This window comes from Xanthomonas sp. WHRI 10204, from assembly GCF_040202875.1.
Classification (GTDB): domain Bacteria; phylum Pseudomonadota; class Gammaproteobacteria; order Xanthomonadales; family Xanthomonadaceae; genus Xanthomonas.
Genome location: NZ_JBEGDW010000001.1, coordinates 898850 through 910241, shown reverse-complemented (window position 1 = coordinate 910241; position 11392 = coordinate 898850). Strand labels below are relative to the sequence as shown.

The 11392-nt window shown below is 64.4% G+C and carries 5 protein-coding genes and 1 other RNA gene; 4 read left to right on the top strand and 2 right to left on the bottom strand.

All coding sequences use genetic code 11. The annotated features are described in order from the left end of the window. Window positions 1–56: 56 nt before the first annotated feature. From ABQZ00_RS03965 to ABQZ00_RS03955, 3 genes are all read left to right on the top strand, one after another. A complete protein-coding gene (locus ABQZ00_RS03965; RefSeq protein WP_055849156.1) occupies window positions 57–569 on the top strand; it encodes a hypothetical protein in 513 nt (170 codons plus the stop codon). A 483-nt stretch (window positions 570–1052) separates the two neighbouring features. Continuing rightward, window positions 1053–2543: a PhoPQ-activated pathogenicity-related family protein gene (locus tag ABQZ00_RS03960; protein WP_323537532.1), complete on the top strand. Its 1491-nt coding sequence runs from the start codon at window positions 1053–1055 to the stop codon at window positions 2541–2543. 464 nt (window positions 2544–3007) lie between these two features. Further along, a complete protein-coding gene (locus ABQZ00_RS03955; protein WP_323537533.1) occupies window positions 3008–4042 on the top strand; it encodes a glucokinase family protein in 1035 nt (344 codons plus the stop codon). 43 nt (window positions 4043–4085) lie between these two features. Here ABQZ00_RS03955 and ABQZ00_RS03950 read toward each other — a convergent pair. Then, a non-coding RNA gene (locus ABQZ00_RS03950) (sX9 sRNA) lies at window positions 4086–4162 on the bottom strand. A gap of 127 nt (window positions 4163–4289) precedes the next feature. On the opposite strand from ABQZ00_RS03950, the gene ABQZ00_RS03945 reads away from it, so the two are divergent. After that, window positions 4290–6926 carry a TonB-dependent receptor gene (locus ABQZ00_RS03945; protein WP_323537534.1) on the top strand — a complete coding sequence of 879 codons (2637 nt, stop codon included), beginning with the start codon at window positions 4290–4292 and terminating at the stop codon, window positions 6924–6926. A gap of 298 nt (window positions 6927–7224) precedes the next feature. Here ABQZ00_RS03945 and hrpA read toward each other — a convergent pair whose 3' ends face one another. Continuing rightward, entirely contained in the window at window positions 7225–11337 is a 4113-nt protein-coding gene (gene hrpA / locus ABQZ00_RS03940; protein ID WP_323537535.1) for an ATP-dependent RNA helicase HrpA, read from the bottom strand. Window positions 11338–11392 lie beyond the last annotated feature (55 nt).

The following is an 11392-nucleotide window of genomic DNA, read 5'->3' as shown; positions in this document are numbered from 1 at the left end:
CGGCTGGCACGGCACAGCGTCTACACTAGCCACCTCTTCCCTGTCGGATGGCTTCCATGTCGCTCGTGCGCCGCATTCCCCTGCTGGTCTGCCTGTCTCTTGCATTGACCGCCACCCCGGCCCTCGCGCAGCGCGCAGTCCACGGCGATCTGCAGTCGCAGATGAGCGCCGAACAGTTCAAGGCTGCTGGCCTGGACAAGCTCGATGCCAGCGAACTGGCCGCGCTCAACGACTGGCTGCAGGGCAAGGTCGCCAAGGAAGCCGCCGTCGTGGTCGAACAGGCCAAGGAAGCCGGCCGCCAGGAAATCATCGTCAAGAACCGTGGTTTCTTCGACTTCGGCAGCAAGGAGCCGATCGAGAGCAACATCGTCGGCGAGTTCAAGGGCTTCTCCAAAGGCCGCGTCTATACGCTGGCCAATGGTCAGGAATGGGAACAGACCGATGTGGCCAGCCTCTCCGGCGTGCGCAAGGAGGCTCCCAAGGTCAAGATCAAGCCCGGCCTGGTCGGCGTGTGGTATCTGCAGATCGAGGGGTACAACACCCCGGCCAAGGTGCGGCGGATCAAGTAAGCGCGGCCAACAAAACGACTGCGCCTGCCGTCAGGCGGGCGTAGCCGGTGCTCGGTGCGGCATGGGCCAGTCGTACGCTTCGGTGCTGAGTACGCCGTCAATGCATCCCTGACGACCGCTCGCTGCTTTTTTTAGCCCCCTCCAAGTGTTAGCCCGTATAAGCAGTGCGGACGGCGCAAAGCTGCTGCAGAAGCAGAGAAACGCAGCCCCCTCGCCGGCGCGTGCGGATGTGCGATGGAGACCGGCCGGCACTGCCCAATCGCATGCAAGCGCGCTTCTGCGGAAAGTTAACGAGTCAATGCAGCGGCCTCTGTTCGCCGACAAGCTTGACTTCGTTTTCGCCGGCATCTGGTGTGGGCACTGCAAAGGATGGATGCGTCCTACGTGCCAGACTGGCCACCGACAACAGGCTTGATCTGCGCATCTGGCGCGGGCCGGGCCCTTGATCGCGCTGGCTCCCAGCGCCGCTGACGGAGAATGCCGATGCGCCTGATGACACGCTGCGGGATTGCATTGCTGGCCTTGATCGCAGGGCCAGCACTGGCGTCCACTGCTACCGAACGCTGCGCCACCGCGCCCCAGGTCGGGTTTGATCAAGCTCTGATCTGCTATCGCGATGCAGTAGAACAGCAGCCGCTGGTCTACACGCGAGGGGCCACCAGCCGCATCGCCGGTGTCGAGCGGCGCGAGTACCTGTTGACCTCGCAGACATGGTCGCCTGAAGGGCTCGTCACCCCGGCCACCTGGCAGCATGACGTGGCGATGTATGTGCCCGACGATGCGCTGCCGACGCGCGCGTTATTGATCTCCACCAATGGCACGCGTCATCCGGTCGCAGGCAGTGCGGTACAGCCGGCCAGCGAGTTGCCGCCGGAAGCGCTGGCGGCGCTGGCGCAACGCAGCCGCACCGTGGTCATCGCGCTGAGCGACATCCCCAATCAGGCACTGCAGTATCAGGGCGATGCCGCCCCGCGCCGCGAGGACGACAGCGTCGCCTACAGTTGGTCGCTGTTTCTGCAATCGCCGCAGCAGCGCAAGACCATGCCGCTGCATGTACCGATGGCCGCGGCGATCGCGCGCACCATGACTCTGGCCGAGCGCGAGTTGGCGCCGCTGCAGATCCATCGCTTCATTCTTGCTGGCGCGTCCAAGCGCGGCTGGGCCAGCTGGCACGCCACCATCGCCGACCCACGCGTGGACGCTGTGGTGCCGTTCGTGATCGACATCCTCAACATGCCGGCCGTGCTGGACCACATGTATCGGGCATACGGTGGCAACTGGCCGATTGCATTCAACGCGTATGCCAAACAGGGAATTACCGCGCAATTGCAGACCCCGGCGTTCGCGCAACTGGTGCAACTGCAGGACCCGCTGAGTTATCTGCACACGCCCTACCGCAAGCGCTTGAGGGTGCCCAAGTACATCGTCAACGCCAGCGGCGATGATTTTTTTCTGCCAGACAACACGCAGTTTTTCTATGACGCGCTGCCTGGCAGCAAGGCCTTGCGCATGGTGCCCAACAGCGCGCACAACGGCATCCGCACATCGATCGTCGATAGCTTGGTGCCGTTTATTGTGCGGCTGCAGCAGCAGCGCTCGCTCCCCAATGTGAGCGACACGTTGCGCGCAGGCGACGCACCGCACATTCGCTTCCGCTCGTCGGAACGACCGACGCAAGTGCGGCTATGGGCGGCCACCAATCCGCAGGCGCGCGACTTCCGCTATGCCTGCGGCATCCGCTACCACACCACCCCGATTGCGCTTGCACGCGGCAACACCGTCTCGGTGCCGGTGCAGATTCCAGATGCCGGTTGGAGCGCTTATTTCGTCGAAGCCACCTATGCGGATGGATTCGTCGCCACCAGCCAGACCTACGTGCTTGGCAAGCAGCAATATCCCTCTACAGCACCGCCCACCGACAATGCCGCGTGCAGCACGTTGCCCGGCATTGCGAGTCGCGCTGCTGCGGGTTGAACGGTGATTGCTGTTGCAGGGAGCGCGGGCAACGCATCGCGCGGCTCGCCGTTCGGCATCTTGCATAGCCAACCTCGATCCGCAAAAGGCAGTGACGCTGCGTGACGCTGGGCCTGCCAATGGCTTCGGCTTCACGAGACAGTAGGTCGCGATGTCGCGTAGCGCTCCCAAATAAAGACAGATGGTCGGTGGACTCGCACGTCACTGGCACCGTGTGCATGCGCACGAGCTGAGCACGCTTGCACACCGGCACCGCGCCAACTGCAAACGTACCGACTGCATCGTCTTGTCCACTTTGCGCAATGAAGTCCGCATAGAACCGGTCCATAGGGCGGTTTTTGCACTTGAGCCTGCCAACAAGATCGATCCAACCCGACTGGACCATTGACATCGTTGTCACCAACTTCTAAACAAGCCGCTACGCGCTGATGGCATCGGCTGATCAGACGGACTAAGGACTGCATGTGGCTGCGACTTCGCGTTCTGCTCACGCTTCTGCCACGCCTGCTGCTCCTGCGGCCACCGGCTTTATCGCGGCCGATGTCGGCGGCACGCATGTGCGTCTTGGCCACGTGCTGCAGGCAGAGGGCGCAGCGATTGCGCTTGCCCATTACCGCACCTATCGCTGCGGCGACTACGCCAGCCTTGACGCCATCCTGGCCGACTTCCTGCCGCAGGTGAGCCGTGTCGAGACGGTCGTGATCGCCAGCGCTGGCGTTGCGCTGGACGACGGCAGCTTCATCAGCAACAACCTGCCATGGAGCATCTCGCCCAACCGCCTGCGCGCCGCGTTGGACCTGCGCAACGTGCATCTGGTCAACGACTTCGAAGCGGTCGCCTATGCAGCGCCGCAGATGGAAGCGCGTGCGGTGCTGCAACTGAGCGGCCCCACGCCGCGGCATGCACGCAGCGCCGGGCCGATCCTGGTGGTCGGCCCCGGTACCGGGTTAGGCGCTGCGGTGTGGATCGATGCCAAGCCGCGCCCCATCGTGCTGGCGACCGAAGCAGGCCAGGTCGCGCTGGCCAGCACGCACGCGCACGAACAGCAGTTGCTGCGCATCCTGCTGCGCGACCAACACTATCTGCCGCTCGAGCACGTGTTGTCCGGCCCTGGACTGTTGCGGCTGTATGCCGCGGTGTGTGCGCTGCACGGTTCGCCGCAACGTCATCAGCAGCCTGCGGCAATCACGCATGCGGCATTGCATGAAGACGACGCAATGGCGCGCGAAACCCTGCACGTGTTCTGCGCCCTGCTCGGCCACGCCGTCGGTGACATGGCGCTGGCCTACGGCGCTGCCGGCGGCATCTATCTGGCCGGCGGCATCCTGCCGACCATCGGACACTTTCTGGCATCCAGTACGTTCGGCGCGCGTTTTCTGGACAAGGGCAACATGCGCGCGGTGCTCGAACGCATCCCGGTCAAGCTGGTCGAGCACGGGCAGCTGGGCGTGCTCGGTGCGGCCAATTGGTATCTGCAACACCACGCTGACGTGTCGTAAGCGTTTCACCGCGCGTTCCCCCGAACGTGCGGTTACTAAAAGTGGCTAACAAAACGTAGCGAGCAGTCGTCAGGTGGGTGTGGACGGCGCGCTCAGAACCGGAGTGTACGAGGGGTACATGCCGATTCCGAGCACCGGCCGCGCCCGCCTGGCGGTGAGCACAGTAGTTTTGCTAGCTACTTTCAGCCCCCGCATCCGGCGAGCCACGGCCCGCCATCCATCCCTGTGCGTGATGAGGAGAGACATCATGAAATACAGCACCACCCTGCTGTGCAGTGCGATTGCGTTGTCGTTGGCGGTCACCGCGCAAGCCCAGGACAGCCCTGGCCAGCAAGCCACCGAGCTGGACGCCGTTCAGGTGGTCGGCATCCGTGCCAGCCTGGAAAAATCGCTGGATACCAAACGTAACAACACCGGCATTTCCGAAGCGATCACTGCCGAGGACATCGGCAAGTTTCCCAGCACCAATGTGGCCGAAGCGCTATCGCAGATTCCCGGCGTCACCCTGGACCGACGCTTCGGCCAAGGCGAGCGCGTCAGCATCGACGGCACCGACCCCAGCTTGAATCTGTCGTTCCTGGATGGCCACCCGGTGGCGCAGGCGATCTGGTTGTACGGCGAACAGCCCAGCCGCGGATTCGACTACACCTTGCTGTCGCCGCAGATCCTGGGCCGCGTGGAGATCCTCAAGTCTTCCGAAGCGCGACTGACCGAAGGCAGCCTCGGCGGCACGGTGCTGATGCACACGCGCCAACCGCTGGATCTGAAAGCCAACGAGATCGCCGGCTCCATCGGCTACAGCTACAGCGACCAGGCCAGCAAGGGCAATCCCAATGCGGCCCTGCTCTATAGCTGGAAAAATCCCGCAGACACCTTCGGCATTGCCGTGTCCGCGCAGCACTACGAAGAACGCGTGGACCGCCGCGGCATGGAAGTATTCGGCTATGCGCCTGCCAGCACCTTCGCCAACGCCGCAGGCACGGTTCCGACCGATGCAGATGTGCCCAACTCGATCAATGCCGCCTGGTTTCAGCAAGACCGCGAGCGCGACAGCGCAGTGGTCAACCTGCAACTCAAACCCAGCGATGCGTTGGAATTCAATCTGAGCGGCGTGTACATCAACGAGAAGTTCGACAACTACAACCAGTCGATGTACAGCTTTTTGACCTGGAATGCCGGCACGGTGGCCGCGGTGGACCAGCTCGGCGATGTGCGCAACGGCGTGGTGACCAGCGGCCATTCCAGCGCCAATGCCGATCCGCTTGGCGGCACGGTGATCTACGACAACAACGTGCGCGAGTCGGAAGTCACCACCAAAGGCCTGGATCTGCGCGGCGCGTTCCGCGGCGATGGCTGGGGTGTGAAGGGACAGGTGGGACAGAGCAAATCCGAAAACAAGGATCTGTCGCAATACTTCATCGAGCCGTTCTACAACGGCGGCTTCCGTTGGGACACGCGCCGCGGCATCCAGTTCGACGACCCTGCGCGCGCACGCGACCCAGTCAATTGGGGCTCGGCCGGCGGCTGGTTCGGCAACAACGGCATCTTCTCCACCGAGAGCAAGGACACCTACGGCCAACTGGATCTGGATGTGCAGTTCGATGGCATGTTCAACCAGTTACTGCTGGGTGTACGTCACGGAAAACACGAGGAACGTTTCGAGCTCAACGTCTACGGCGGAGTGACCCCTGGCACATTGGCCGATGTTGGCACGATCGGTCTGACCGACCTGCAGGATTTCTATCCCGACCACGGCCAGCACGTGCAGGCCGGGCGCAACAATGTGCTGAACTGGATCCGCAACAGCCCGGTCGATTACAACGCGCCGGATCCGGCCAGTTATCTCAACAACAGCTGGGCGCTGGAGCAGACCAATAACGCGGCCTACGCGCAGTTGAATTTCTCCGGCGGCGGTCTGCGCGGCAATCTGGGCGTGCGCTATGTGGACTCCAAGACCGAAGGCAGCGGCTTTGTCTACAGCGGCACACCGTCGTTGGCCAACGCCGACAGCCTGTGGCAGACGCGTACCCGCAAAGAGGACTTTCTGCTGCCGTCGCTGACCGTGTCCTACGACGCCAGCGAGGACTGGGTGTTCCGCTTTGCCGCGGCCAAGGTGATCGCCTGGGCGCCCTACAACCAGATGGTCAACAACACCTTCCTCAACGACACCACGCTGACCGGCAGCGGCGGCAACGCCGAGTTGTCACCGTACGAATCGTGGAATTTCAATCTCTCGGCAGAGTATTACTTCGCACAGCAATCGGTGGTGGCGTGGTCGGTGTTCTACAAAAAGATCGACAACTACATCGACACCAGCGCCAGCGTGGAGCATCAGTACAACGCGCTGCGCGATAGCGCACCGCAGAGTTGGGCGCAATTGCTCGGCAGCAACGGCTGTACCGCCGACGGCTACTGCGACTACAGCGTGCAGCGGCCGCGCAATGCCGGCGACGGCAAGGTCAAGGGCTTCAATCTCTCGTTCCAGCAACCCTTCGGCGACAGCGGCTTTGGCCTGACCGCCAACTACACCTACGCCAACGGCGAAAACAACACCGGCGATGCGCTGCCGTATCAGTCACGCAACAGCGTGGCCTTCAGCCCGTACTTTGAGAAAGGCCCGCTCAACGCGCGACTGACCTACAACTGGCGCGATAGCTATCTCGCCGGCGGCTATGTGGCCGGTGCGGCACCGGCCAGCGTGGACGACTACGCCGAACTCGGCGCCAGCATCGGCTATGCATTCAGCCCGAACTGGTCGCTGCAGATCGATGGGCAGAACCTGCTGGATGAAGAATATCTGCAGTATCTCGGTGACAAGGATCATCTGGCCGGCCGCTACAAAAGCGGGCGGCGCTATATGGCGAGCCTGCACGTGAAGTTCTGAGGCTGCGACGTTCTGACGCTGGCGTCTTCGTGGGTGCGGCCACTGCCATGTGGCCGCACGCGCGGGGTGCGTTGGAAGCCTGCATCGACCAATACCGCTTGGCCATACGTGGCGGACGCCACGCATGGCTCGTCCACGCAACATGATCTATACGTCACGTCACGTCGCGCACGGCACGGCAAGCGACCGACATGCCATTGCGGCGGCCAAACACCTGGCCCATCACTCGCCAGGTAAGCGCGAACGGCTCACGCTACAGCGAGCTGCAAGCAACCGCACGCAATCCGCCGACAACTCATCAGCGCAACGCCGCCACCCGCTGCGACAATTTCTTTGCCGACACGCCGGACCTGGCACCGAGCTCCTGCGCGAACACCGACACCCGCAACTCTTCCAGATCCCAGCGCAGCGCCTGCCAGTCGGCACGCTGCTGCAAGCCACGCGCAGCCGCATCGCCCAACGCATCCACGAACGGCTTGAGCTCGAGCATGCGCGACTGATCGCGCGCCGGGTCGCGCTTGGCACGCTCGGTCCGCAGGATCATCGCCTTGAGATAGCGCGGATAATTGGCCAGCGCCTCGGCAGGTGTGTCGCGCAGGAAGCCGGCATGCACCAGCGCGCGCAACTGCTGCTCCATATCGTCCAGATTGCCGCGTGCCCAGCCCATCAGTGGCGCTTCCAGCAACGGTTTGAGCTCGGCCACGGCGCCCAGGATGCTCTCGGCTAATTTGAGCCGCTCCATCGCTTCGCCGAACAGACGCTTGGTCGCATCGTCGCGACGTTGCGCAAACGCACCCGGGTCGCGGATCGCGCCCAGCCCGTCGGCCAGCACCGCATTGAGCGCGGCATCGACCAGATCGCCACGCAGCCGCTCTTGCGATTCGATCGCTGCATACAGCAGACCGGTTTTGGGCGAGACCGGCAACTGTTTGCGCGCGTGTTTGATCTTGTCGGCCAACGCGATTTCCAGCAGGCGACGCACGCCGCGTGGATGCGCCTGCGCGGCGTCGTTGCGGTCAGCAAAGATGCGTAAGGCAGCATCGTCGCCCTGATCCACCAGGGCCGGGTACGCCGGCACGCCAGCCTCGCCGGCGACCTGTTCGGGAATCGGCGTGGCGGGGAAATCGCGCAGCCCTTCCGCAGCCAACGCGCGCCCGGCACGCGCAGCAAACGCCTGCCCGGCGCGTTCGCCGAAGCGCGCACGCAGCCCGTCCAGATCGCGCGATTCGGCCAGCACCTTGCCGTCGTCGTCGCGCAGACGCAGGTTCATCAGCAGATGCGTGTCCAGCGATTCTTCATCGAAATCCAGCGCGGCGACCTGCACACCGGTGGCCTTGGACAGAAAGCGCGCCAGCTCGCCACGGATATCGTCGGCCGACGGCAGGCTGTAGGCCTCGCAGAACGCACGCCCGAAATCCGGCGCCGGCACAAAATTGCGCCGCTGCACCTTGGGCAGGCTGCGGATCAGCGCCGATGCCTTGTCGGCGACAAAGCCAGGCGCCAGCCATGACAGGCGCGCCGGGTCCAGCGCATTGAGCAGGTGCAGCGGCACGTCCAGGGTGACGCCGTCATCGATCGCACCCGGCTCGAAGCGGTACTGCAACGGCAGCCGCGCATCGCCCAGCGGGAAATACTTCGGAAAGCGATCGGCTTCGCTGCCTTCGCCGGGCAGCAGATCGTTCAAGGTCCAGTGCAGGCCGCGGCGCTTGTCTGGCGGCAAGGTTTTCCACCATGCATCCAGGCCGCTGGCCGAATGCAGCTCGGCCGGAATGCGGTCCAGGTACCAGCGCGCCTGCCAGCCTTCGTCGGCCACGATACCGGCCCGGCGCAGCTTTGCCTCTTCCTCGCGCGCCTGTTCCAGCACCTTGAGGTTGTCGGCCACAAACGCCGCGCGCGTATTGATTTCGCCGGTCACCAGGGCTTGCCGCACGAACAGATCGTGCGCGGCAGCCGGGTCGATCTTGCCGAAATGCACCGGCTTCTTCGGCGCCAGCACCAGCCCGAACAGGCTGATCTGCTCCGAGGCCACCACCTGCCCTTGGGCGCGCGACCAATGCGGGTCGAAATGCTTGCGTGCCAGCAGGTGCGGCAACTCGGCGATGGCCCAATCCGGCTCGATCGCGGCGTTGGTCATGCCCCACACTTTTTGCGTGTCCAGCAAGGTCGCCGCAAGAATCCACGGCGGTGGCTTGCGCGCCAATGCCGAACCCGGGAACGGCACGAACCGGCGTTGCCGCGCCGCCAGGAAGTCGCCCTTTTCGGTGCGATGGCCGATCTGCGTGGGCAGGCCCGCCAGCAGCGCGCGGTGCAGCGATTGGTACGCGGCAGCGCGTTCGCGCTCGCTGGCACGCGCCGAGCCTTCAGCGGCCTCGGCCTGTTTGTTCGATGCCGCCGCAGCGGATTGCGTCGGTGGCGCAGTCGGATCGGGTTTGCCTTCGCGCGCAAGACGCGCGGCGCGATGCAGCTGCCCGCGCGTCGGCCGGTTGGCATTGTGACCATCCTCGCGCGCAGGCGCACTGGCGCCCGCCAGCAGCGGCGCCAGCATCACGTTGGCCGGCTCTTCGCTCCAGCCGAGTTCTTCGCACAACAGGCGCAACTGCCGATGCAGCTCGCGCCACTCGCGCATGCGCAAAAAGCCCAGAAAATGCCGGTTGCACCAATCGCGCAACTTGGACTGGGTGAGGTCTTCGTGCACCTGCCGGTACGCGTCCCACAGGCGCAGGATGCCGACGAATTCCGAGCGCGCATCGGCAAACAATGCATGCGCATTGTCGGCCGCCTCGCGCGCTTCCGGCGGGCGTTCGCGCGGGTCCTGGATGCCCAGGAACGCGGCGATGATGATCATCTCGCGCAGGCAGCCGTGCTGCTGCGCGGCCACCAGCATGCGCGCCAGCTTGACGTCCACCGGCAGGCGCGCCATCTGCCGACCGATGGCGGTCAGACGGCGCTCGGCGTCGATCGCCCCCAGCTCCAGCAGCTGCTGCCACCCATCGGCCACCGCGCGCTCGTCGGGCGCTTCCAGAAACGGGAAGTCTTCGATCCGCCCCAGCCCGAGTTGCAACATGCGTAGGATCACGCCCGACAACGACGCGCGCCGGATTTCCGGATCGGTAAACGCCGGCCGCGCGGCGAAGTCCGCTTCGGCATACAGCCGGTAACAAATCCCTTCGGCGATCCGCCCGCAACGGCCCATGCGCTGATTGGCGCTGGCCTGCGAGATCGGCTCGATATGCAGGCGGTCCAGCTTCTGCCGCGGGCTGTAGCGCTTGACGCGCGCAAAGCCCGGGTCCACCACATAGCGGATGCGTGGCACCGTCAATGAGGTTTCGGCCACGTTGGTGGCCAGCACCAGACGCCGGCGCGGGCCTGGATTGAACACGCGGTCCTGGTCGGCCGCCGACAGCCGCGCATACAGCGGCACCACTTCGGTCTCGCGGTATTTGCGCCGTTCCAGCGAATGATGCGCATCGCGAATCTCGCGCTCGCCCGGCAGGAACATCAGCACATCGCCACGTGGATCGATGCGGGTGATCTCGTCGATTGCCGCCACGATCGCATCGTTGACGCTGCGCTCGCCGTCGCGGCCGGCATCCTGCGCATCGTCGCCGCCGCTTTCGCCTTCGAGCGGGCGATAGCGCACTTCGACCGGAAAGGTCCGCCCTTCCACATTGATCACCGGCGCATTGTCGAAATGCTGCGCAAAGCGCTCGGTATCGATGGTGGCCGAAGTCACGATCAACTTGAGATCAGGGCGTTTTTTCAGCAGCTGCTTGAGATAGCCGAGCAGGAAGTCGATGTTGAGGCTGCGCTCGTGCGCCTCATCCACGATGATGGTGTCGTAGGCCGACAACCAGCGGTCGCTGGCGATCTCCGCCAGCAGGATGCCGTCGGTCATGAACTTGATGCGCGACTGCTCGCTCACCCGGTCGGTGAAGCGCACCTGGAAGCCCACCACGGTGCCCAACGGCGTCTTCAGCTCGTCGGCCACCCGCGCGGCCACCGCACGCGCGGCGATCCGGCGCGGCTGGGTGCAACCGATCATGCCTGCGGCACCGCGCCCGGCGGCCAGACACAGCTTGGGCAACTGGGTGGTCTTGCCGGAGCCGGTTTCGCCAGCGATGACCACCACCTGATGGTCGCGGATCAACCCGATGATGTGCTCGGCTTCGCGTGCGATCGGCAGTTGCGTGTCGAGCGTGATTGCCGGCTGTTGCTCGGCACGCGCCTGCCGCTGCGTCAGCGACGCCGCCAACGCCTGCTCGAACGCGTCGCGCAGCTGCGGGTTGCCGGGCTTGCCCTGCCAGCGCGACCATAGGCCAAGCAGGCGGCCCCGGTCTCGGCTCATTGCGCCATCCACGGCGTGGCGACGCTCACGCAGCAGCGTGGCAAGGTCGGTGTCGATAGCGCTCATTGATGGAAAAATGTGAAAGATTGAATGACGTTTGATCCTTTAGCCTGTCTATTGT

Excerpts from the sequence above, each read along its gene's own strand:
- ABQZ00_RS03965 (WP_055849156.1), top strand. The coding sequence starts at position 57 with ATGTCGCTCGTGCGCCGCATTCCCCTGCTGGTCTGCCTGTCTCTTGCA.
- ABQZ00_RS03960 (WP_323537532.1), top strand. The coding sequence starts at position 1,053 with ATGCGCCTGATGACACGCTGCGGGATTGCATTGCTGGCCTTGATCGCA.
- ABQZ00_RS03945 (WP_323537534.1), top strand. The coding sequence starts at position 4,290 with ATGAAATACAGCACCACCCTGCTGTGCAGTGCGATTGCGTTGTCGTTG.
- hrpA (WP_323537535.1), bottom strand. The coding sequence starts at position 11,337 with ATGAGCGCTATCGACACCGACCTTGCCACGCTGCTGCGTGAGCGTCGC.